Origin of the sequence: Rhizobium sp. X9 (genome assembly GCF_018873185.1) — a bacterium.
Classification (GTDB): domain Bacteria; phylum Pseudomonadota; class Alphaproteobacteria; order Rhizobiales; family Rhizobiaceae; genus Agrobacterium; species Agrobacterium oryzihabitans.
The window spans coordinates 824,281-846,424 of the sequence record NZ_CP071312.1 but is presented as its reverse complement, the minus strand read 5'-3'; the positions used below and the strand labels follow the sequence as shown (position 1 = coordinate 846,424).

Genomic DNA, 22,144 nt, shown 5'->3' with positions numbered 1-22,144 from the left:
GAACGCCGGTCGCATGGGAGAGACGAGCGTAGCACTTAAGCTGCGCGCAAACGGTGCTGCCGTTTCGGCTGATCCAAAGGACATGACCTCGCTTGGGGCGGAGTGTGCTGCTGCATCCGTCAGGGCGGAGTCATGTCCTGGATAGCCGGAAGCGCCGGTTGGATGGTCGCACACATTCGTCACGTGCGGGGAAAAGAGGAGGAGAAATCTCGTGATCAAAAAAATCGCAATCACAACCGTATTCTGCGCCTTGATGGCAAGTGCCGCCCATGCCGAAAAGATCGGCGTGGCCATGTCGCTGTTTGACGACAACTATCTCACCGTTCTGCGCCACAATATCCAGCGCCATGCCAAGGACCTCGGCGTCGAAGTCCAGATGGAAGACGCGCAGGGCGATATCGCCCGCCAGCAATCGCAGATCGAAAACTTCGTTGCGGCCGGCGTTGATGGCATCATCACCATGCTGGTTGATGCGGATTCCGGCAAGGCCATGTCGAAGATCGCTGATCAGGCGGGTATTCCGCTGGTCTTCGTGAACATGCTTCCGGCCAACATGGAAAAATTCCCGCAAAAACAGGCATGGGTCGGTTCCAATGAGGAGCAGGCGGGCGAATTGCAGGCGACTGAAGTTTGCAAGCTTGCCAGCGGCAAGGGCGACGCTGTCATCCTCATGGGCCAGCTCGGCACCACGGGCCAGCGTGGCCGCACGGCGGCGGCCGAGCGTGTTCTCAAAAGCGATACCTGCAAGGGCATCAAGGTGCTGGACGCGCAGACCGCCAACTGGATGCGCACCCCGGCGATGGACCTGATGACGAACTGGGTCACCTCCGGCATGAAGCCGACCATCGTACTCGGAAACAACGACGAGATGGCGCTCGGCGCGATTCAGGCGTTGAAATCATCCGGTGTCGGCATGAAGGACGTGATCGTCGCCGGCGTCGATGCAACGCAGGATGCGCTTGCGGCAATGGAAGCGGGTGATCTTGATGTCACGGTCTATCAGTCCGCCAAGGGGCAGGGCGAAGGCTCGCTCGAGACCGTGCTGAAAATCGCGCGCGGCGAAAAATTCGAGCAGAAGGTCGATGTGCCCTTCGAACTCGTCACCCCCGCCAATGTCGCTCAATACAAGTCCAGCAACTGATTTGTGGTCGGCGGCCGGGGCATTGTCCCGGTCGCTGATGCTGCAAATCATGGCCCGGCCGGTGGCCGGATAAAGGACGGGTGAGATATGATTTCCACGACCACCTTAGAGGCGATCGAACGCTTCAAGCAGGCAGCCGGCCCCTATCTTCTCGAAATCGAGGGGGTGCGAAAGGAATTTCCGGGGGTCGTTGCGCTTGATGACGTGCAGTTTCGCCTGCGGCCGGGTTCCGTCCATGCGCTGATGGGCGAAAACGGCGCCGGCAAGTCGACGCTTATGAAAATCATTGCCGGGATTTACACCCCAGATGCCGGGACAGTCAGGTTGCGCGGCGAGGATGTCCGGCTTAAGAGCCCGCGCGACGCGCTTGAGCGCGGCATCGCCATGATCCATCAGGAACTTGCGCTGATGGACTGGATGACGGTCGCCGAAAATATCTGGATCCGCCGCGAGCCCAAAAACCGCCTGGGCTTCATAGACCATGCGAAAATGCTGGCCGATACGCGGGCGCTGTTCGATCAGCTGAAGATCAATCTTGATCCGGCAGCGGAAGTCAGCACGCTGACGGTGGCGCAGCGGCAGATGGTCGAAATCGCCAAGGCCGTCAGCTATCAATCCAGCGTGCTCATCATGGACGAGCCGACATCGGCTCTGACGGAGTCCGAGGTCGCGCATCTTTTCGATATCATCCGTGACCTGCGGTCGCGCAATATCGGCATCGTCTACATCACGCACAAGATGAACGAGCTTTTCGAGATCGCCGACGAGTTTTCGGTTTTCCGGGACGGGCGATATGTCGGCACCCATGCGAGCACCGATGTCACGCGCGACGACATCATTAAAATGATGGTCGGCCGCGAGATCACCAATATGTTTCCCAAGCAGGAAGCATCGATCGGCGATGTTGTCCTGGAGGTCCGGGATCTCGGACTGGCAGGCGTCTTCCGTGGCGTTTCTTTCGATCTGCACCGCGGTGAAATTCTTGGCGTTGCGGGGCTGGTGGGCTCCGGCCGCTCAAACGTCGCCGAGGCGATTTTCGGGGTGGTGCCGGCAAGCGAAGGCGAAATCCGCATCAATGGCGCCCCGGTCACGATCCGTTCGCCGGCGGATGCGATGCGCATGGGCATGGCGCTGTTGACGGAGGACCGCAAGGCAACCGGCTGTTTTCTCCCACTTTCGATTCTTGAAAACATGCAGATAGCGGCCCTTCAAAACGGCCATGCGACGATGGGTTATGTCGATGAGCGCAGCCTGATGTCGCTTTGTGGCGAGATGAAAACGGCGTTGCGGATCAAGACGCCCGATCTTGACGAGCGCATCGAGAACCTTTCGGGCGGCAACCAGCAGAAAGTCTTGATCGCCCGCTGGCTCCTGACGAAACCGGCAATCCTCATTCTCGACGAGCCGACACGCGGCATCGATGTCGGCGCGAAGGCGGAAATCCATCGCCTGATTTCGATCCTCGCCAAAGAGGGCGTTGCCGTCATCATGATCTCTTCGGAACTGCCTGAGGTTCTCGGCATGTCGGATCGGATTCTCGTGATGCATGAGGGGCATATGACCGGAATTCTCGATCGCGCCGAAGCGGACCAAGTCAAAATCATGGAACTGGCGGCCCGCTAGGCTGCGACGGCGGCAATGCCGGGGAGGAAAAATTATGGATAGCGTACAGACCGAGCCGCTCGAAACAAAAAGACGCAAGCTACCGCAGGAACTCAACATTCTGACCGTGCTGATCGGGGTCGCCCTCGTCTTCGAACTGCTCGGATGGTTCGTGCAGGGGCAGAGCTTTCTCGGCAGCCCACAACGCCTGACGATCATGATCCTTCAGGTTTCCGTCGTCGGCATTATCGCCGTCGGCGTCACCCAGGTCATCATTACCGGCGGCATAGACCTCAGTTCGGGGTCGGTGGTGGCGATGACGGCCATGATCGCCATGAGTTTCGCGCAAAGCGGCGATTTCGCCCGGGCGATCTATCCTGCGCTCACCGATATGCCCGTGGTGGTGCCGCTCGCCGTCGGCCTTGGTCTTGGCCTGATTGCCGGTGTCGTCAATGGCATGCTCATCGCGGTGACGGGCATACCGCCCTTCATAGCGACGCTGGGTATGATGGTTACCGCGCGCGGCATCGCCAAATGGTATACCAAGGGTCAGCCGATCTCCTTCCCGACCGAGAGCTTCGCGTCGATCGGTTCCGGTGCATGGCCGGTTGTCATCTTCCTGCTCGTCGCCGTCACATTTCATCTTGCGCTGCGCTACACGCGTTATGGCAAGTTCACCTATGCGATCGGCGCGAACATGCAGGCAGCCCGGGTGTCCGGCATCAATGTCCAGCTGCACTTGGTCAAGGTATACGCCATCGCCGGTCTTCTGGCAGGTCTTGCCGGTATCGTCACCGCCGCCCGCGCGGAAACGGCGCAGGCCGGCATGGGCATGATGTACGAGCTTGACGCCATCGCGGCGGCGGTTATCGGCGGCACATCGCTCTCCGGCGGGCGGGGGCGCATTTTCGGCACGGTTATCGGCACCGTGATCCTCGGTCTGATGATGTCGGGCTTCACATTTCTGCGCGTGGATGCTTACTATCAGGAGATCGTCAAGGGACTGATCATCGTCAGCGCGGTCGTTGCTGATGTCTACCGTCAAAAAGCCCGGTTGAAGAAGGGCTGATAGTCATGCACGGCATCCGGCAGGGATGCCGGCCGCCATGCCGAGGAGAACTCTTTGAACCTTTTCAACTCTCCTCTGGAACTGGGTGTCACCGTTCTCGCGGTGGTGCTGGTCGGGTTTTCCAAGGGCGGCCTCGGCGGCATGAGCCTGCTTGGCGTTCCGCTTATGGCGCTGGTGATGTCGCCGGTGACGGCGGCGGCCATCCTGCTTCCGATCCTCGTCGTCATGGACATGGTTGGCGTGGCGGCCTGGCGCAACTGGGTCGACTGGCGGATCATGCGCCAGCTTCTGCCGGCAGCTGTCGTCGGCATCGGGCTTGGATGGATGACCGCCGAGATAACCTCGGACGCCGTCGTCCGTCTGATCGTCGGCGTGGTATCGGCCGTGTTCGTGCTGCGCGTGGTTCTTTCGAGGGGCGTTCTGGTGACGGTCGCAAAGGAGCGGCCGATGGCGGGGCGGTTCTGGAGCCTGCTTGCGGGCTACACCAGCTTCGTGGCGCATGCCGGCGCGCCACCGTTGCAAGTCTATCTTCTGCCGCTTCGCATGGACCCTAAGGTCTTCACCGGCACCAATGTGATGTTCTTTGCGATCACCAATGTCCTGAAGCTCGTGCCTTACGCCGCTCTGGGCGGTTTCGGCGCACAGAACCTCGGCCGTGCCGCATTGATGGTTCCGCTCGCGGTTGTATCGACATGGCTCGGGGCCTGGACCGTGCGCCGGATGCGCGCTTCGATCTTTTACCCCCTGACCTACACGTCCGTGGCCCTGGTGGCGGTGAAGCTGATCTGGGACGGCGTGACGGGGCTTTAGAGCATTTCCGGAAAAAGTGGCCGCGGTTTCCTGCCGGAAATACGCTAAAACAAAGAGCTAGAGTCCTGTAACCGTCGGAATCCGCGGTGCGGTCTCGTTCTTCTGAACACGGGCAGCCACCGCGACTGTCAGCGCCTGCGCAAGACACATTGGCGCGGCCAGAGACCGGGAAAAGCTGTAATCGTGCTCGGGAACGGCAAACAGAACCTTCGCGGATTTCGCCAGTGGCGATAGGGTGCTATCGGAAATAGCCACGATCGGCACGCCGATCTTTTCCGCCTCTTCGACGATATTCACCACTTCCGTTGCATAGAAGCGGAAAGACACCGCGATCAGCACGTCGCCGGTCTTCATCGTCCGGGCCATATGGGTGGCGAGCCCGCCGCCCGGGTCGAGAAGGATGCATTGCTTGCCGAGCATGGTGAGGATGTAGCGCAGCAGTTCCGCCACTGGTGCTGAGCGCAGCTGGCCAACCAGATAGACCGTGCCGGCGGCGTCGATGAGATCGGCGGCGGTGCCGAGCTGTTCGGCGCTGATGCGTTCGAGCAGGTCCTGCAGGGAAGCGATGTCTCTCACCACCAGATCATGAAGGAAGCCGTATTCCGAACGATCCTCGCGGTTTTGCAATTCGTCGTCGAGCGCGCGCACACGCGCTTCGAAACCGGGCGCCGCCGTCGCCAGCCGCTTCTGGAAAAGCGCCTGCAACTCCTTGAAACCCTTATAGCCCAACGACTGCGCAAAACGCACGAAACTGGAGGCGTGAATATTGTAACGCTCGGCAATTGTATTGACCGAGTGGACGGCCACTTCATTCGGGTTCTGCGTCAGATAGACGGAAATTCGCTGATAGGTCTTGCTCATCTGATCGTGGCGATCATGAATGAGACGGATCAGCTCTTCGTAATCTTTCGGGGGGTCGACGGGCTGCGGTTGTTGCTTCATGACACAATCTTGCAATATTTATTGCGGTTTTCCAAGTGGCATGATGTCCGCTGCCCGCCCCAACGATGACGGATTCAGGCGGGTACGCTCATCCACTGCCGTGCGGATGACGAGCGCTGGATCGTCTCGACCAGCCGCTGGATACGCAGGCCGGCGGCAAAACCGAACGGCTCGGCGGTCTGCCCTGCAATAGCCCGCAGATACCCTTCGATCTCGATGGCCTTGAGGTCGTTGAAACCTAGCTGATGGCCGGGCGCGACGCAAAAGCGGCCATAGGGTGGGTGATCGGGAGATGCCTCGATCCTGCGGAAGCCGCGACGGCCAGCCGGATCGGCTGCGGAATAGAAGTTCAACTCGTTGAAGCGCTCCTGTGTGAACGAGAGGGCGCCCTTTTCGCCATAGATTTCGAAATCATGCTGCATCTTGCGACCGGTGGCGATCCAGTTGCCCTCGACCGACCCTTGCGCGCCGTTGGCGAAGCGTACGAATGCGCGCCCCACATCGTCCACCTCCACCTTTCGCATGTCGCCTTTGCCATCGGGCCGCTCGGTAATCAGCGTGATGCAATCGCCCATTACCTCGGTGATCGGACCGAGAAGGAATTCCGCTGTGGCGAGAGCATGGGAGCCGATATCGGCGAGCGCACCGCCGCCGGCCGGATCGTGGCGGAAGGTGAAGGATCCGGAGGCATCGGCCATGTAATCCTCCGCATGCAGGCCGCGATAACCACGGATTTCACCGAGTTCGCCCGCCGTTATCATTTCCCTTGCGAGCCGGAGCATGGGATTGCAAAGGTAGTTGAAACCCACCTGCGTCTTCACGCCGCGTGCGGCGGCGGCTGCAGCCATCTCGCTGGCGTCTGATGCCAGCGGTGCGAGCGGTTTTTCGCAATAGACATGTTTGCCGGCGGCAATGGCGGCAAGCGCCATTTCCTTGTGCAGGGCATTCGGCGCCGTAATGTCGACGATGTCGATATCCGGATTGGCGATGATGCTGCGCCAGTCGGCCGTGGAATGGGCAAAACCGAAATCCGCCGCCGCCCGTGCAGCCGCATCCTCGGTAATATCGGCGACGGTGTGCAGTTCGATACGGTAGGGAAGGTCGAACACCTTCTGGGCGGAGGCAAAACCGAAGACATGGGCCTTGCCCATGAAGCCGGTGCCGATGAGACCGACGCGGAGAACGGGTTTTTCAGACATGTGCAAATTCCGGATTGACGATAAGGCTGGGATCGATCGTCCCTTCCAGGTAGTTGACGGCGTTTTGGATGGAGGCGATCGCCATCCTTTCCCCGCATTCCGCCGTAAGACCGGCAATATGGGGGGACATGACGGTGTTGAGTTGCGCGAGCAGCGGAGAAGAGCTTGCCGGCGGCTCGTCATCAAAGACATCAAGCCCGGCGGCTCCGATATGCCCGGATGCAAGCGCCCCGCTCAGCGCCTTTTCGCAGACCACGCCGCCCCGGGCGGTGTTGGACAGCACGACGCCGCGCTTCATCAGCGCGATTTCGGCCGCCCCTATTGCCGGGGTCGGTCCCTTGGGTATGTGCACGGAAATATAGTCGGCCCAGGGCAGGCCTTCTTCCAGCGAAACGGGGTTTACGGTTCCCTGCGGCCACCCGGCCTGCATGAGATAGGGATCATAGGCGCGGATATGCATGCCGAAGCCCGACGCCATTCTGGCAAGGTGCCGCCCGATCCGGCCATAACCGAGGATGAGAAGGTTCTTGCCGGATATTTCCTGCTGCTCGAGCCTGTTTCGCCAGCTCCATTGGCCGGGCTCGCGGACCGCGCGGTCGGCGAGTATGGCGCGTTTCGCCGCCGCCAGCAGCAGCATCATCGCATGTTCGGCCACCGAGACCGAGTTCACGTCGCCGACGATCGTCAGGGCGATGTTGCGGCGGTTGAGCTCCGCAAGATCGACGGAATCGTAACCCACACCGTGGCGGGACACCACTTTCAGCCGTCCGGCTCTTGCGATGGTGGCCGCCGATAGCGGCTGCGTGCGGATCACGATTGCGTCGGCTTCCCCGACAAAAGGTGCATAGGAGGCTTCGGAGACGTCCTCGATATAGCGGACGGAGAAGCCGAGAGCCGGCAGATCGCGCAACATCGCCTCGCCGGAAGGATGAAGTTTTCCGGCCACAAGAAGGTTCGGCATTCAGTAACCCCCTTTGCCATCGGTTTTTTTGGTGGTCTTTTCCACCAGCCTGCGCCACGTCGCGGTTGATTCCGTCGCTGCCGCGGCCAGAAGGCGTGAATCGCCTGACACTGTGGTCATGTCGAAGCCCCATTCCACCGCGCGTGCCGCGTAATCGGCAGTTCCGCAATGAAGGGCCGCCTTGATGCCGTTGCGGTGGCACGCGTCGAGGATGCGCTTGATTGCGTCGATGACTTCAGGCTCTTCGCGGTCGAAGGCGGGCGTCAGCTGGCCTTTCGAGAGCGAAAAACTGAGATCGGCGGGGCCGACATAAATCCCGTCGAGGCCGGGAGTGGAGACGATTTCCTCGAGATTGTCCATCGCTTCCGCCGTTTCGATCATGGCAAAGGCGAGGATTTCGTCGTTTGCTTCGGCGGCATAATTACCGCCGGCGGCGTAAACGGCGCGGGTGGGTCCGAAGCTACGCTCTCCAAGCGGCGGATAACGCATGTATCGGACGAATTGTTCGGCCTGCGCCCGGTTATTGATCATCGGGCAGATGATGCCATAGGCGCCGGCATCCAGAACCTTCGATATCCATGCCGGGTCGAGCCATGGCACCCGTGCCATCAGCACCTTGTCGGAGGCACGCATCGCCTGGAACATGCCAAGCACGTCCTTGTAATCGACCGCACCATGCTGAATGTCGATGGAGACGGCGTCGTAATCCTGCGCCGCCATGATCTCGGCGCTGAAGGGGCTGGCGATGGACAGCCAGCCATGCAGCACCGGACGTCCCTCGGCCCAGATGTCCTTCAGTTTATTTTTTCGCATGGGATTCTCCTGCAAAATATCCGTCGCTAGAGCACGTCCGGTCAAAACGGAATCGTCGGACGTGCTCTGTCACTTTGTTTTTTCGCATTTTCCGGACGCAAAACCGCTGCGCACTTTTACTGGAAATGCTCTAAAAGACGATCTGGGCGAGTTTGGTTTCGAGATAATCGCTTATCCCTTCGATACCGCCCTCGCGCCCCACGCCCGAATGGTTTGTGCCGCCAAAAGGCGCTTCCGATGCGGCAAGCGCGAAGCTGTTGATGCCGACCATGCCGGATTTCAGCGCAGCCACTGTCCGCCGCGCCCTGTCCGGCGAGCGGGTGAATGCATAGGCCGAGAGACCCATGTCGGAGGCGTTGGCGCGCTGCAGAACCTCGTCTTCGGTGCTGAAACGGGTAATCGCCGCGATCGGGCCGAAATTCTCTTCGGCAAAGACCTTCATCGTATCTGTTACATCGGTCAGCACGGTCGGCTCGAAGAAGAAGCCGTGGTTCAGGTGGTGCGGGCGCTTGCCGCCATGGGCGATTTTTGCACCGGCGCGCACGGCGTCGGCAATCACGGCCTCGATCTCTTCAAGACGGCCGCCATTGATGAGGGGACCCATGCCGGTATCGGCATCAAGCCCGTCGCCGAGCCTGATCTTCGCCGCGCGGGCTACGAAACCATCGACAAAGGCGTCGTGGAGGCTTTCGTGAACGAAGATGCGATCCGGCGTGACGCAGACCTGACCGCAATTGGCGAATTTGGTGGGCACGGTAAGGTCAAGCACGTTTTCGAGGTCGGCGTCGTCATAGACGATGAGAGGTGCGTTGCCGCCCAGTTCCATGGACACTTTCTTTACGGTCTCAGCCGCATCGCGGATCATCTGCTGTCCCACACGTGTCGAGCCGGTCAGCGAGACCTTGCGCACGCGCTTGTCCGCCATGATCGGGCCATAGGTATCGGCGGTCGAACCTGCTACGAGATTGACCGCGCCATCCGGAAGACCGGCCGCCTTCAGGCAATCGACCATCACCATGGCGACGCCCGGCGTCTGGGACGAGGGGCGAAGCACGACGGGGCATCCGGCGGCGAGTGCCGGGGCGAGCTTGCGCGCCGGAAGGGCGGCCGGGAAATTCCACGCTGTGAAAGCGCCGACGATACCGACGGCTTCGCGGGTCACTTCAAACCGTCCGCCGGGCACCCGGCTGTCGATAATGCGGCCATAGATGCGGCGCGCTTCCTCGGCAAACCAGCGGAACTGGTCACAGGCAAGGGTCCATTCCCGGCTCGCCTGGGCGATCGGTTTGCCGGTCTCCAGCGAGATCATCTTCGCGCCTTCCTCGGCACGGCGCAGCATTTCGTCAGCGGCCCGGTGCAGCGCCTCGGCGCGGGCAAAACCGCCCATGGCGCGCAGCTTCGGAAGCGCGGCTGCCGCCGCATCGATCGCATCGCGGGTCTCGTTTGCGGTGGCAACCGCCACCTCGCCCAGGACCGCGCCGGTGACCGGAGACACGACTTCACCTGTCACGGTGCCGGTTAGCCAGCGACCGTTTATGAAAAGTCCAAAATTCGCATACATGGCTTACCCGATCTCGCTGGTGTTGATGGTGCGCCCCTCGGCGACGGAGCGGATCGCCGCTTCGGCGAGAAGCAATGCGAGGCGGCCGTCTTCAAAACCCACCTCAGGGGCTTTGCCCTGTTCCACCGCATCGACGAAGGCGCTGATTTCCGCTGCGAAGGCATCGGCATAGCGGTCGATGAAGAAGTTCATCAGCGGTGCGGCTCGGTCGGTGCCGTTTTCGGTGTGGAGGCGCAGGTGATTGAGCGTCCGGTTTTCCGAAATCGCCATGCCGGCACTTCCGAAGGCCTCGACCCGCTGGTCGTAGCCATAAACCGCACGCCTCGAATTGCTGATCGTGCATTGTTTGCCCGAAGCGGTCTTCAGCACCACGGTCACGGTGTCATAGTCGCCGCATTTCTCCATCAGCGCCCTGTCGACCAGCCGCGAAGCAGCGGCCGACACCTGCGTGATTTCCTCACCGAGAATGAAGCGGGCCATGTCGAAATCATGGATGGTCATGTCGCGGAAAATTCCGCCGGACATTTCGATATAGGCTGCGGGCGCCATGCCCGGATCGCGTGAGGTGATGACGACCTGATGCAATTCGCCTATCGTTCCGTTCTCGACCGCCTCGCGCACGGCGCGGTGTCCGCTATCGAAACGTCTGACGAAGCCGAGCATGATCGGCACATTGCTGTCGGCAATTTTCGTTGCGCAGGCATTGACGCGATCAAGGGAGAGATCGATGGGCTTCTCACAAAGGACGGGTTTTCCCGCCGCAACCGCCTTTTCCAGGAGATCGGCATGGGTGGGCGTTGAGGTGGCTATCAGCACGGCATCGACGTCGGGTGAAGCGAAAACCGCTTCCGCTGATTCAAATCTCGTCACACCAAGCTTTTCGGCAATTTCTTTCGCCGAGGGCTCGTATACATCAAAGACACCAGCCAATGTCGCGCGTGGATGAGCGACGATGTTTTCCGCATGCATGCGGCCGATACGGCCCACGCCAAGCACTGCAATTCTCAGCATTGAAATTTTCCTCCCGAGGTGTTTGGCAATAATCATTGCAAAGTACTGAATTTGTCAATATGCATTCCAAAAACATATCAACAACCATCCGCAGGAGGAGGCGAGATGACCACTAAAACCTTACGCCTGACCATGGCTCAGGCGCTAGTACGCTACCTGTGCAACCAGTTTACCGAGATCGACGGAGAGCGCGTTCCCCTGTTTGCCGGGGTGTTCGCCATTTTCGGACATGGCAACGTCACATGCCTTTCCGAAGCTCTGGAGACGGTGCAGGACGAATTGCCGACATGGCGCGGGCAGAACGAGCAATCGATGGCGCTTGCCGCAATCGGCTTTGCCAAGGCAAAACGGCGCAGGCAGATCATGGTCGCCGCGACGTCCATTGGTCCCGGCGCGCTCAATATGGTGACTGCCGCAGGCGTCGCCATGGCCAACAGGCTGCCTGTTCTCCTCATCGCGGGCGATACTTTCGCAAGCCGACTGCCGGATCCGGTTCTGCAGCAGGTGGAACATTTCGGCGATCCGACTCTCACCGCCAATGATGCGTTCAAATCCGTCGTGCGTTACTGGGACAGGATCGTGCTGCCGGAGCAGTTGCTGCAATCGCTGCCGCAGGCGGTCGCCACCATGCTCGATCCGGCCGATTGCGGCCCGGCATTCATCGGCCTTGCGCAGGACACGCAGGAAATCGCTTTCGACTATCCGGCGGTTTTCTTTGAGCCGAAGGTCTGGAAAATTCCGCGGCCGCGCCCTGATCGCGACGCTGTGGCCGCCGCCGCCCGGCTGCTTGCGCAGGCAAAGCGCCCCCTCATCATTTCCGGCGGCGGCGTTCGTTATTCGCTGGCGGAAGAACGCCTTGCCGAATTTGCGGCAAAGCGTGGCATTCCCGTCGTCGAAACCATCGCCGGCAAGGGTGCGTTCACCCATCACCATCCGGTCCATGCCGGACCGATCGGCATTGTCGGATCGACTTCGGCAAATGCGCTGGCCAAGGATGCGGATGTCATTCTGGCGATTGGCACGCGGCTTCAGGATTTCACCACGGGTTCCTGGACTGCCTTCTCCGGCGAGGCGCAATTCATCTCCGTCAATGCTGCCCGATTCGATGCGGTAAAACACCGTGCGCTTTCCGTGGTCGGCGATGCGCTTGAAACCATTGACGAACTGGACCAGGCGCTTGGCGCCTACAAGGCCGACGCCGGCCTGATGCAGCGGGCAAAAACGCTGTTTGCCGAATGGGATAGCCTGCTGGACGAACACCAGCGCATCACCAATGCACCGGTTCCCTCCTATGCGCAGGTGGTCGGCGTTCTGAACATGGTCGCACGGCCTGAAGATACACTGATTGCAGCGGCTGGCGGAACGCCGGGCGAGGTGACCAAGGGATGGCGGGTCAAGAACCCCAATACATTCGATTGCGAATTCGGTTTTTCCTGCATGGGTTATGAAATCGCCGCCGGCTGGGGTTGCTCGATGGCGCAGGAAGGACCGGGCAGCGCTGGCGGTGTTCCGATCGTCATGCTGGGGGACGGCACCTATATGATGATGAACTCCGACATCTATTCGGCGGCGCTGACCGGGCACCGGATGATCGTGGTGGTCTGCGACAATGGCGGATATGCCGTCATCAACCGTTTGCAGCAGGCCAAGGGCGTGCCGGGCTTCAATAACCTGCTGGCGGATTGCCGTATCAGGGACCGGGAAAATCCGCTGCATGTGGATTTTGTCAAACATGCGGAGGCGATGGGCGCTCATGCACGCAAGGCCGATAGCCTCGCCGATCTTGAGGAGGCGATGATCTGGGCGCAGGGCAACGAAGGCGTCACCGTCATTTCCATCGTCTCCGATGCGTGGAAATGGGTGCCGGGCGATGCCGACTGGGATGTTGGCGTTCCGACAGTCTCCGCCTTCGAGACCGTTCGCGCCGCCCGCGCCGCGCAGGAGAACATCCGCAAGGCGCAGCGAGTGGGAGTTTGACATGAAAGCAAGACTTGGTATCGCACCGATCGCCTGGTGGAACGACGATCTTGCCGAGCTTTCGGATGATGTCAGCCTCGAGGAATGCCTGAGGCAGGCAGGCGAAGCCGGCTTTACCGGAATGGAGACTGGACGTCGGTTCCCGATGGATATGGCGGAGCTTGGGCCGATCCTCGGCCGTTATGGCATATCGGTGTGCGGCGGCTGGTTTTCCGGCCTGCTGCTGGATAGCGACATTGAGGCGGAGAAAGACCGTATCGCGCAACAGATGGAATTCTTCATCGCCGCCGGCGCACCATGCATCGTTTATGGCGAAACAGCGCGTTCCATTCAGGGCGTGCGATCCGCGCCGCTTTCCACCAAACCACGGCTCGACGAGGCCGGCATGGCCGCCTATGGCCGCAAGATGTCCGACTTTGCCGACTGGTGCGCTGCGCAGGGCATGCCGATCTCCTATCATCACCACATGGCGGCCGCCGTGGAGACCGAGCAGGAACTCGATCTTTTCATGAAGCACTCCTCGGTGCCGCTGCTGTTTGATGCCGGGCATATGGCTTTTGCCGGTGGGGATGTCATGTGCGTCATCGAAAAACACCATGCCCGTATCACCCACGTTCACACCAAGGACATTCGGCAGGATGTTGTCGATGGGCTGGACAGGAGCCGCGAAAGCTTCCTCGACGCGGTCATCAAGGGCGCCTTTACCGTGCCGGGCGATGGCAGTCTTGATTTTGAGGCGATCGTCAGGGCGCTTGCATCGAAAGGTTACGAGGGCTGGTTTGTGGTCGAGGCGGAACAGGACCCGGTCAAGAACCCGCCACTGGAAATGGCCCGCAAGGGGCACAGGGAATTGCTGCGCGTCATGGACGCCGCTGGATATGAGGTCGTGAAATGAACCGTATTGAAGGAAAGATCGCCGTTGTTACCGGCGGAACCCAGGGGCTGGGCGCAGCCGTTGCGCAGGTGTTTGCGCAGGCGGGCGCGGCGGGGATCATCATCGTCGGGCGCGGTGTGGAAAAAGGCCAGGCTGTCGCAAGCGCCATCACCCAGAAAACGGGTGTGCCGGTCGAAGTGGTGGCCGCCGATCTCGGCAATATCGATGATGTTCGCAGCATCATTCCAGCGACGGACAAACGTTTCGGGCGCGTCGATATTCTCGTCAATGCGGCGGGGCTGACGGATCGCGGCAATATGCTGAACACCACGCCGGATTTGTTCGACCGGATGTTTGCCGTAAACACGCGTGCGCCGTTCTTCCTCATTCAGGACGCCGCGAAGGTGATGATCCGTGAGGGTATCGAGGGCCGTATCGTCAATGTCGGATCAATGTCCGGGCTGACCGGCCAGCCTTTCCTTGCGCCCTATGCGGCTTCGAAGGGTGCGCTTGCCACCGTCACCCGCCATGCCGGCTTTTCGTTGATGCGCCATCGCATCCATGTAAACCAGCTCGACATCGGCTGGATGAATTCCGATCACGAGCGCAAGCTTGTCCTCTCCGAGACGGGCGACCCGGATTTCATCGACCGTGCGGCGGCGGCAAAGCCTTTCGGGCGGATCCTCGATCCCGTTGAAGTGGCCCGCGCAATCCTCTGGATGGCTTCGGACGACGGCGGCATGATGACGGGCGCGGTGATCCCCTTCGATCAATCGGTCTATGGCGGTTACGACGACGCGCCGGTGCCCGCCAAGAAGCTGGAGGAATAGGCCATGCGGACCATCAAGGGACCGGGCGTTTTTCTGGCGCAATTTGCGGGGGATGAGGCACCTTACAATTCGCTTGCCTCGCTTGCGCAATGGGCCTCGGCCAAGGGTTTCAAGGGAGTGCAGATTCCCACCTGGGATACGCGCCTCATTGACATGAAACAGGCGGCGGAAAGCAATGCCTATTGCGACGATCTGAAAGGCATGCTCGGCGAGCACGATTTGGAGATCACCGAACTTGCTTCCCACATTACCGGGCAGCTTGTGGCTGTGCATCCGGCGCATGACGCGATCATGGACAGTTTTGCGCCGGAACATGTGCGCGGCAACCCCGCAGGACGCCGGGCATGGGCGGAAGAACAGCTGCGGTTTGCGGCCCGGGCGTCAAAACGCCTCGGCATTGATCGCCACGTGACATTTCCCGGTGCGCTTCTGTGGCCTTACCTCTATCCCTATCCGCAATGGCCGGAAGGGCTGGTGGAGGAAGGTTTCGACGAGCTCGCCCGTCGCTGGACGCCGATCCTCAACGACTTCGACGCCCATGGCGTGGATGTCTGCTACGAAATCCACCCCAGCGAAGACCTGCATGACGGGCACAGCTGGGAAATGTTTCTCGACAAGGTCAAGGAGCACCCCCGCGCGAACCTGATGTATGACCCCTCACATCTCGTTTTGCAGGGAATGGATTATCTGGCTTTCATCGATCACTACCACGAGCGGATCAAGACCTTCCACGTCAAGGATGCGGAGTTCCGGCCCGACGGAAAATCGGGCGCTTATGGCGGCTATCAGCCGTGGTCCAAGCGCGCCGGGCGCTTCCGCAGCCCGGGCGACGGGCAGATCGATTTCGGCGCGATCTTCACCAGGCTCACCACCTACGGCTTTGATGGCTGGGCGGTGCTGGAGTGGGAATGCTTCGTCAAAAATCCCGAGGATGGCGCGTCGGAAGGCGCGCGTTTCATCGCCGATCACATCATCCGCGTTTCCGACCGCGCCTTTGACGATTTCGTCAAATCCGGCGCGAACCGCAACGCCAACCGCGCCATGCTTGGACTGGAGGAACAATGAGTGCTGGAGGAACAATGAGTATCGAAAGACCACTTCGTTTGGGCATGATCGGCGGCGGGCAGGGTGCCTATATCGGCAATATCCACCGGCTCGCCGCACGTCTTGACGGCAAGTGGACGCTGGTTGCGGGCGCCTTCGATGTCGATCCCGACCGGGGCCGCGCCTTCGCGATCAATGAGGGGCTCGACCCCGCCCGCAGCTATGGCAGCTATCAGGAGCTGATTGCCGGTGAGGCTGCCCGCGAGGACCGCGTCGACGCGGTTGCTATCTGCACACCGAACTTCACCCATTATCCGATCGCCAAGGCGCTGATCGAGGCCGGGTTTGACGTGATCTGCGAAAAGCCGCTGACCGCCACGCTGGAAGACGCCATCGCGCTGGAAAAACTGTCGCGGGAGACCGGCCGCTTCGTCGGCGTGACCTATACCTATTCCGGTTACCCCATGGTGCATGAGGCGCGCATGCGTGTCGCCGGCGGCGAGATTGGTACAGTTCGCACCGTGCAGGTCGAATATCCGCTCGAATGGATGGCGACCGCCATCGAGCAGAAGGGAAATGCCCAGGCGGCATGGCGCACCGACCCCAAGAAGAATGGCCGTGGCGGTTCGATTGGTGACATTGGCACCCACGCCTATCATCTGGCGGGTTTCGTGACTGGACTTAAGCTGGAATCCTTGACTGCCGATCTAGCCACATTCGTGGACGGGCGCGCGCTGGACGACAACGCCCATGTGATGATGCGTTATGAGGGCGGGGCGCGAGGCCTGTTGTGGTCATCGCAGGTCGCGGTCGGCAACTCCAATGGCGTGCGGCTGCGGGTGTTCGGTTCGACCGGTTCCTTGCAATGGTTTCAGGAGCAACCGAACGAACTCATCTACACGCCGCTCGACGGCCGTGTGCAAACCATTAAGCGCGGCGCGGATGATCTTTCCGAAGATGCCAAAGCCCGCACCCGCACCCCACCCGGACACCCGGAAGGATATCTGGAAGCCTTTGCCAATCTCTATGCCGGTTTCGCGGAAGCTATCCGCGCCCGCAAGGCAGGACGCGAACCTGATGCCATCGGCCGCAACATCCCGCTTGCCTATGACGGGCTGAAGGGCGTGGCTTTCGTCGAGGCAGTGGTGGATAGCGCAGGAAGTGCCGATCCGTGCTGGGTCATGCCGGTGGCGGTGTGAAGCGAGCCCGGGACAGGTTTGCCCTGGGAAACAAACCTTCGGACAGGTTTTGCCGGTCCGAAGGTTTTGGTGTTCTGGTTTCCGGATGTCGTGATTGACGCTGTGATACCAGCACGGCTTTAAGTTGGCCGCGACAGCGAAGTTTCGATGAGTTCCTCCTCGCAAGTCGTCTGGACAACCTGCATCATCCTATCAACAAAGCTTTGCTCAGCGGAAGCTTTCGTTGGTGGAATGTATCCGGGGTCGAAATCGGTAGCGTGCTTCAAAAAAAGTCGCATCACGTGATTCACGCCATCTTCGTTGGCGTTACGCAGGTCATCGGCAAAATACCGACCTTTGTTAAACGCACCGGTAATGATTTCGTAACTCGGAAAATAAGCGACGTTAGCGTGGCTCTCTTGCATCTCTTCACACGCCACACGAAGCGCCGACTTTGAATATGTGGTCGAGACCAAAACATGTCTGTCTTCGGCGGTAGCCGCCAAGGGCACAGGAGATACGGTTAGGAGTACGCGCGCAGAGGGGTTCACTTCGTGCAGTAACGACAAAAATTGCTGCATATCCTCCACTATTTCGGATGTGCGGAAATTATGAAACTCATACTTCTCATTATCAAATACACCGCCGGCGACACCTGGGCATACCGGAAAAACCGCGCTATCAACCTTAGAACGCCAAGCTTCTGTGAGGCCCAATGTAAAGACGAATACATCCAGTGTTTCGAACATATGGCGCACTTTTGTTAAATGCTGCCTTCGATCTGCAATAAGCTCTTCCTCGCTGCTGAACCCATTGGGTTCTATGGCGGGCCTGAAAGGATCTAGAAATCGTCCGTTTTCGGTAACCCAATTTTTCTCTGAAGGCTCAAATGTTTCGTATGCGCGATAAAAAAGCTGCAAAAGTTGGCGGGGAGTGTAGATGTTGCCATAACGTGCGGAAAACGTTGAGAAATTAAACGCGTCTCGCATCGTTTCGTCGCCGATCGGGTGACCTTCTTCAACCACGTAATACGAAAATCCGCTTTTCTTGAGGTGCCTCGCGATATGCTGTGCGAAACAACTGCCGGCGGTAGCAACTTTGTCAGTTGTTGAAATCCGCCATGGAAAATTCGATGCAGGATCGACATCAGAATAGTTCGGTTCAGCTACGGCTTTCTTCCAGCGCGTGTATGACGCCATAGAATGATAGGGCGACTTCATGATAACCTCGCTTTATAGCCAATCCCAGCCATCGTATTTGACGCCGAGCCGATCTTCTAGATTTTTGGTGATAGCAGACCCGAACAAACCTCCTGCATGAGTGGAATCACGCCCGTGTTCCGGTAGCAAAAATCCCTCGCTATCTTGTGTTTGTGGTGGCGTGGGAAGAAATGTGATGCCAATATTCTCGCACAGTTCTTTAATTATGCGCGAGTGTGCGAGCCACATCTTAAGTCGGAGATAAGGTGCTGCAACTGTGAAATCAGGGTCACCTTTGAACCAGTCTTCGAGATGCGCCATGATGAACGCGTTGTCTTTAACTGGCGGCGGTGACTCAAAGTGAAATACTTCAGCGCCGGCACTGTAATTTTTTAATGTGATCATGTGCAGCAAATACGGTTGAGCTAATTTCCGTATAAAATCATCGATGTAACCAAGCGTGACAAACTCTAGGCTCTCATCTAAAGGAAGATCCCGACGCGATGGGACAATAAAATCAAACGGCTTCGGGTGTGCTTTCAACGTTAATACATTGTGCGCGTTGCCGCCGAACATTGATATGTAAAGTTTTTCTCGATCGCGGGGGGCTCGGATGTTGGCCATCTCTCCGACCGCAGGATTGAGGACATAATTACTTTCGCCCGCATCAACGGACCAAATAAAATCAGCGCCGTGTTTGATGGTGTTGAAGACGTAATATTGAATAGAATCTTCTGGCGCGACTGGTTCGGCGAGCCGAGGTTCCAGACTTAGGATGACAGATGAGAGGTGGCTGTTACCTAAGACGATGGCGGCCTTCCCTGGCATTGGGACTCCTAATGAATGAAAAAAGTGAGGCCGGTTTTATCTCCCCTATTTCATTTGCGTCGTCAACCTCATTGGGGCGTGCCAGTCGTGTAGGGTGACATCGACCGTGCCAGCAATACCTCAATAGCGCTGATTAAGGTTTTACTTTGGGTTTGCTATGATTGATCATAAGTCAAAATAAATTTTGGTGAATGTTATCCAAATTCACTCGTCACTGTCTATAAGACATTCCTTTATGATGACTTAAGCATGTGGGTTATGCTGTTTTTTAGCTGGAATCCGTCTACGATATCTCTATTTCCTTAGCAAAGTCTTCGATTGTTATATTGTTGGCTATCTACAAAATACGTTCTTACTAGCTACATGATACGAAGGCTATAGGCGTGTCTTCTTTAGCCAGCAAAAAGGTCTTCCGCATCGTAAATGTATAATTGCCCGGTGCTTTGCGTCAGATAGGGGAAAGCGCGGGCCTCTAGTCGAGGACTGTTGGATGTCGGGCTTTTTCAATATATGCCACAAAATCACAGCCAAAGGGGGAGAGCGGGTGGAGTGACACAAAGCTGATCTCAGCGACAGACTACCCAGGGGATTGATCTGTGAGGTGATGCCGCCAATCTACGCCACTTCGAATCACCTTGGCTGGAACCCCAAAAGCTAGGGAATTTGGGGGGGATGTGGCCTGTAACAACAGACCCTATGCCTATGATAGACCCTCTGCCTATCACAGAGCCCTTCATAATCTTTGCCCCGAGGCCGACCCACACGTGCTCTTCAATGATCACGCTTCGCCAACGTTGATACGTTCACCGGAGGCAATATCAAATATCGGGTGCATATCACTGACGGTGAACAACGTATCAGGAGCAATCAAGCAATTCTCCCCAAAGGTTACATCATAGCTCTCGTGCGCCGATATGCTCGTGTTCCAAGTGAAACCCGTTGTGTTGCCTATGGTGATGTTAGAATCTGACGCAGTGTGAATGTTGATGTTTCCCAGACGGCAGTTAGACCCGACATGAACATGGCAGTTGGTACCGACAGTGATATTAGCATAGGGGCGCTGCTATTTGTTCCAATAACCACGCTGCCGCCGTTTCCGGTAAAATTGATCGTCCCTTCGTTCTCTTCATGAAAACCAAGAGGTATGGAAAGATGATTGTTATCTAAGTTCCCGACAACGGATACAAACATAGATGACCCTCGAAATCTGTTTATTCGGCGCACTCAACACGAACGTAGTTCAGTAGCCGAGATATTTTACTTCGATCGTGCTCCGCCTCTTCTCGGCACGGGAGAAGGTCACGTATTTTGTAAGCGATGCGGCGCTCTGACGCGCCTTTTTATTGCCTTAACCCCGGCATCTTAACCATGATCGGGAAAACATCATGGATCGGAAACGTTTCCCGTCGCTCTCGACCTTAATGTTTTGCCACGAGGACGGCTACTCCAATGCGAAGATGGACTAGGGCGGCCCAACCATTTTCAATGCGCCAGCAATCAATGAAAGTCAGGAAAATGGTGTCCACGAGAGGATTCGAACCTCCGACCCCAGGATTCATACCACTTCGACTTTAGTCGCCGCCCATCTCCATTGGAGAGGACGTTCGTGGTCTGGACTGTCCCTTCACCATGAGCCATCAGGCCTTTAGGTGCTGCCCATCCAGTCTCTACACCTTCACCGGATTTCTCCGGAGCTTGGCTCGGGATTGGCATGCTGGAAGACCAGCGAAGCTTTCCCCGACTTTGAGCAGATCGATTGCGTCGTTTCCGGGCGCAACCCCCAATTTGCCTTAGGAATCCTGTGCTCTATCCTGCTGAGCTACGTGGACACTGAATTGCTCTTTAACCTGCCGTCGCCGGCGGATCAACCGCGTTCTTTGCCACGGTTGATCTGTTCCTCCGCTTTCTTCGTATCAGCCGGCAATCAGGCCGTCAGACGCTGTTCGGCCAGTTTCACCCAGTAGGAAATGCCGTAGGCGATGGCGTCGTCGTTGAAATCGTAGCCGGGATTGTGAAGGCCAGCCGAATCGCCGTTGCCGATGAAGATGAAGGCACCCGGCCTTTCCTTCAGCATGAAGGAAAAATCCTCGCCCGCCATGGAAGGGTCGACATCGGGGTCGACATGTCTCTCACCCGCGACATCGCGGGCGACGCGAATGGCGTAGTCGGTCTCGTCCGCATGGTTGAAGGTCACCGGGCAATAACGCTCATAGACGACCTCGGCTTCCGCGCCGTTTGCAAGTGCCACGCCTTCCGCCATCTGCTTGATGCGGTCCTGGGCGAGATCGCGCACCGTCTCGTCCAGACTGCGCACGGTGCCGGCGATCAGCGCATCATTGGGGATGATGTTGTGGCTGGAGCCGGCGTGAAAGCGGGTGACGGAGACGACCACCGAGCGGATCGGATCGGCGTTGCGTGAGGCTATCATCTGCAGGTTGCCGACGATCTGTGCGCCGATGGTGATCGGATCGATGGTGCGGTGCGGCTGCGCCGCATGGCCGCCGCGGCCCTTGACCGTGATTGAAAACTTGTCCGGGGCCGCCATGATGCCGCCCTTGCGGATGGCGAAGGAGCCGAGCGGGATGCCCGGCATATTGTGCATGCCGTAGACCTCGTTAATGCCGAAGCGCTCCATCAGGCCGTCTTCGACCATGGCGAGCGCGCCCGCGCCACCTTCTTCGGCGGGCTGGAAAATGACGGCGATCGAGCCGGCGAAATTGCGTGTTTCGGCAAGATATTTTGCGGCGCCGAGCAGCATTGCGGTGTGACCGTCATGGCCGCAGGCATGCATCGCGCCTGCCGTTTTGGAAGCCCATGGCTTGCCGGTTTCCTCGAGAATGGGAAGAGCATCCATATCCGCGCGAAAGCCGATTGTGCGCTCACCCGCAACATTGCCCCTGATGATGCCGACCACGCCAGTGCGACCAAGGCCGGTCACGATTTCGTCAACGCCGAAAGATTTCAGCTTCTCCGCAACGAAGGCCGCGGTGTTATCGACATCATACAAAATCTCGGGGTTTTCGTGCAGGTGACGCCGCCATTCGCTGACTTCCTGCTGAAGTTCGGCGGCTCTGTTCAAAATCGGCATTCGTTCATTCCTGGGTT

The 22,144-nt window shown here is 58.6% G+C and carries 18 protein-coding genes; 9 read left to right on the top strand and 9 right to left on the bottom strand.

All coding sequences use genetic code 11. The annotated features are described in order from the left end of the window. Positions 1 to 253 precede the first annotated feature (253 nt). The 4 genes from JZY08_RS18820 to JZY08_RS18805 all read left to right on the top strand — a co-directional run bounded on the left by JZY08_RS18820 (position 254) and on the right by JZY08_RS18805 (position 4,622). Positions 254 to 1,141 (top strand): sugar ABC transporter substrate-binding protein, encoded by an 888-nt coding sequence (locus tag JZY08_RS18820; RefSeq protein WP_216333454.1) that lies wholly within the window; start codon positions 254 to 256, stop codon positions 1,139 to 1,141. Between the two features lie 87 nt (positions 1,142 to 1,228). Next, complete coding sequence (locus JZY08_RS18815; protein WP_216333144.1) at positions 1,229 to 2,764, top strand: sugar ABC transporter ATP-binding protein; 1,536 nt, start codon at positions 1,229 to 1,231, stop codon at positions 2,762 to 2,764. Between the two features lie 34 nt (positions 2,765 to 2,798). Continuing rightward, on the top strand, positions 2,799 to 3,812 hold the full coding sequence (locus JZY08_RS18810) for an ABC transporter permease (protein ID WP_216333142.1): 1,014 nt from the start codon (positions 2,799 to 2,801) through the stop codon (positions 3,810 to 3,812). Positions 3,813 to 3,866: 54 nt separating this feature from the next. Further along, positions 3,867 to 4,622: a sulfite exporter TauE/SafE family protein gene (locus tag JZY08_RS18805; protein WP_216333140.1), complete on the top strand. Its 756-nt coding sequence runs from the start codon at positions 3,867 to 3,869 to the stop codon at positions 4,620 to 4,622. A gap of 57 nt (positions 4,623 to 4,679) precedes the next feature. Here the strand turns inward: JZY08_RS18805 and JZY08_RS18800 are convergent, their stop codons facing one another. From JZY08_RS18800 to iolG, 6 genes are all read right to left on the bottom strand, one after another. Next, positions 4,680 to 5,564 carry a MurR/RpiR family transcriptional regulator gene (locus tag JZY08_RS18800; RefSeq protein WP_216333137.1) on the bottom strand — a complete coding sequence of 295 codons (885 nt, stop codon included), beginning with the start codon at positions 5,562 to 5,564 and terminating at the stop codon, positions 4,680 to 4,682. Positions 5,565 to 5,638: 74 nt separating this feature from the next. Further along, the gene (locus JZY08_RS18795) at positions 5,639 to 6,763 is read right to left on the bottom strand and encodes a Gfo/Idh/MocA family protein (protein WP_216333135.1); all 1,125 of its coding nucleotides are present in this window, start codon (positions 6,761 to 6,763) and stop codon (positions 5,639 to 5,641) included. Next, positions 6,756 to 7,724, bottom strand: coding sequence for a hydroxyacid dehydrogenase (locus JZY08_RS18790; protein ID WP_216333133.1), 969 nt, complete (start codon positions 7,722 to 7,724; stop codon positions 6,756 to 6,758). The genes JZY08_RS18795 and JZY08_RS18790 overlap by 8 nt, the downstream gene beginning before the upstream one ends. Further along, the gene (locus JZY08_RS18785) at positions 7,725 to 8,537 is read right to left on the bottom strand and encodes an HpcH/HpaI aldolase/citrate lyase family protein (RefSeq protein WP_216333131.1); all 813 of its coding nucleotides are present in this window, start codon (positions 8,535 to 8,537) and stop codon (positions 7,725 to 7,727) included. Between the two features lie 130 nt (positions 8,538 to 8,667). After that, entirely contained in the window at positions 8,668 to 10,098 is a 1,431-nt protein-coding gene (locus JZY08_RS18780) for an NAD-dependent succinate-semialdehyde dehydrogenase (protein ID WP_216333129.1), read from the bottom strand. A 3-nt stretch (positions 10,099 to 10,101) separates the two neighbouring features. After that, positions 10,102 to 11,109, bottom strand: a complete 1,008-nt coding sequence (iolG, locus tag JZY08_RS18775; RefSeq protein WP_216333127.1) for an inositol 2-dehydrogenase — start codon at positions 11,107 to 11,109, stop codon at positions 10,102 to 10,104. 105 nt (positions 11,110 to 11,214) lie between these two features. Here iolG and iolD point away from each other — a divergent pair, with 105 nt between their 5' ends. Genes iolD through JZY08_RS18750 form a run of 5 tightly spaced genes read left to right on the top strand, consistent with a single transcriptional unit; the run spans position 11,215 to position 17,033 of the window. Next, on the top strand, positions 11,215 to 13,086 hold the full coding sequence (iolD, locus tag JZY08_RS18770; protein ID WP_216333126.1) for a 3D-(3,5/4)-trihydroxycyclohexane-1,2-dione acylhydrolase (decyclizing): 1,872 nt from the start codon (positions 11,215 to 11,217) through the stop codon (positions 13,084 to 13,086). A 1-nt stretch (position 13,087) separates the two neighbouring features. Beyond that, on the top strand, positions 13,088 to 13,981 hold the full coding sequence (gene iolE, locus JZY08_RS18765; RefSeq protein ID WP_216333124.1) for a myo-inosose-2 dehydratase: 894 nt from the start codon (positions 13,088 to 13,090) through the stop codon (positions 13,979 to 13,981). Further along, positions 13,978 to 14,790, top strand: coding sequence for an SDR family oxidoreductase (locus JZY08_RS18760; protein WP_216333122.1), 813 nt, complete (start codon positions 13,978 to 13,980; stop codon positions 14,788 to 14,790). The genes iolE and JZY08_RS18760 overlap by 4 nt, the downstream gene beginning before the upstream one ends. A gap of 3 nt (positions 14,791 to 14,793) precedes the next feature. Then, positions 14,794 to 15,855 (top strand): sugar phosphate isomerase/epimerase, encoded by a 1,062-nt coding sequence (locus JZY08_RS18755; protein WP_216333120.1) that lies wholly within the window; start codon positions 14,794 to 14,796, stop codon positions 15,853 to 15,855. A 14-nt stretch (positions 15,856 to 15,869) separates the two neighbouring features. Continuing rightward, positions 15,870 to 17,033, top strand: coding sequence for a Gfo/Idh/MocA family protein (locus tag JZY08_RS18750; RefSeq protein WP_253204143.1), 1,164 nt, complete (start codon positions 15,870 to 15,872; stop codon positions 17,031 to 17,033). Between the two features lie 119 nt (positions 17,034 to 17,152). On the opposite strand, the gene JZY08_RS18745 is transcribed toward JZY08_RS18750, so the two are convergent. The 3 genes from JZY08_RS18745 to JZY08_RS18730 all read right to left on the bottom strand — a co-directional run bounded on the left by JZY08_RS18745 (position 17,153) and on the right by JZY08_RS18730 (position 22,127). Further along, a complete protein-coding gene (locus JZY08_RS18745; RefSeq protein ID WP_216333118.1) occupies positions 17,153 to 18,232 on the bottom strand; it encodes a GSCFA domain-containing protein in 1,080 nt (359 codons plus the stop codon). A gap of 12 nt (positions 18,233 to 18,244) precedes the next feature. After that, positions 18,245 to 19,039: a hypothetical protein gene (locus JZY08_RS18740; protein WP_216333116.1), complete on the bottom strand. Its 795-nt coding sequence runs from the start codon at positions 19,037 to 19,039 to the stop codon at positions 18,245 to 18,247. Positions 19,040 to 20,963: 1,924 nt separating this feature from the next. Continuing rightward, on the bottom strand, positions 20,964 to 22,127 hold the full coding sequence (locus tag JZY08_RS18730; protein WP_216333112.1) for a M20 aminoacylase family protein: 1,164 nt from the start codon (positions 22,125 to 22,127) through the stop codon (positions 20,964 to 20,966). Positions 22,128 to 22,144: the final 17 nt, after the last annotated feature.

Excerpts from the sequence above, each read along its gene's own strand:
- iolG (WP_216333127.1), bottom strand. The coding sequence starts at position 11,109 with ATGCTGAGAATTGCAGTGCTTGGCGTGGGCCGTATCGGCCGCATGCAT.
- JZY08_RS18760 (WP_216333122.1), top strand. The coding sequence starts at position 13,978 with ATGAACCGTATTGAAGGAAAGATCGCCGTTGTTACCGGCGGAACCCAG.
- JZY08_RS18820 (WP_216333454.1), top strand. The coding sequence starts at position 254 with ATGGCAAGTGCCGCCCATGCCGAAAAGATCGGCGTGGCCATGTCGCTG.
- JZY08_RS18795 (WP_216333135.1), bottom strand. The coding sequence starts at position 6,763 with ATGTCTGAAAAACCCGTTCTCCGCGTCGGTCTCATCGGCACCGGCTTC.
- JZY08_RS18750 (WP_253204143.1), top strand. The coding sequence starts at position 15,870 with ATGAGTATCGAAAGACCACTTCGTTTGGGCATGATCGGCGGCGGGCAG.
- JZY08_RS18740 (WP_216333116.1), bottom strand. The coding sequence starts at position 19,039 with ATGCCAGGGAAGGCCGCCATCGTCTTAGGTAACAGCCACCTCTCATCT.
- JZY08_RS18800 (WP_216333137.1), bottom strand. The coding sequence starts at position 5,564 with ATGAAGCAACAACCGCAGCCCGTCGACCCCCCGAAAGATTACGAAGAG.
- JZY08_RS18755 (WP_216333120.1), top strand. The coding sequence starts at position 14,794 with ATGCGGACCATCAAGGGACCGGGCGTTTTTCTGGCGCAATTTGCGGGG.
- iolD (WP_216333126.1), top strand. The coding sequence starts at position 11,215 with ATGACCACTAAAACCTTACGCCTGACCATGGCTCAGGCGCTAGTACGC.
- JZY08_RS18780 (WP_216333129.1), bottom strand. The coding sequence starts at position 10,098 with ATGTATGCGAATTTTGGACTTTTCATAAACGGTCGCTGGCTAACCGGC.
- iolE (WP_216333124.1), top strand. The coding sequence starts at position 13,088 with ATGAAAGCAAGACTTGGTATCGCACCGATCGCCTGGTGGAACGACGAT.
- JZY08_RS18730 (WP_216333112.1), bottom strand. The coding sequence starts at position 22,127 with ATGCCGATTTTGAACAGAGCCGCCGAACTTCAGCAGGAAGTCAGCGAA.
- JZY08_RS18745 (WP_216333118.1), bottom strand. The coding sequence starts at position 18,232 with ATGAAGTCGCCCTATCATTCTATGGCGTCATACACGCGCTGGAAGAAA.
- JZY08_RS18810 (WP_216333142.1), top strand. The coding sequence starts at position 2,799 with ATGGATAGCGTACAGACCGAGCCGCTCGAAACAAAAAGACGCAAGCTA.
- JZY08_RS18790 (WP_216333133.1), bottom strand. The coding sequence starts at position 7,724 with ATGCCGAACCTTCTTGTGGCCGGAAAACTTCATCCTTCCGGCGAGGCG.
- JZY08_RS18815 (WP_216333144.1), top strand. The coding sequence starts at position 1,229 with ATGATTTCCACGACCACCTTAGAGGCGATCGAACGCTTCAAGCAGGCA.
- JZY08_RS18785 (WP_216333131.1), bottom strand. The coding sequence starts at position 8,537 with ATGCGAAAAAATAAACTGAAGGACATCTGGGCCGAGGGACGTCCGGTG.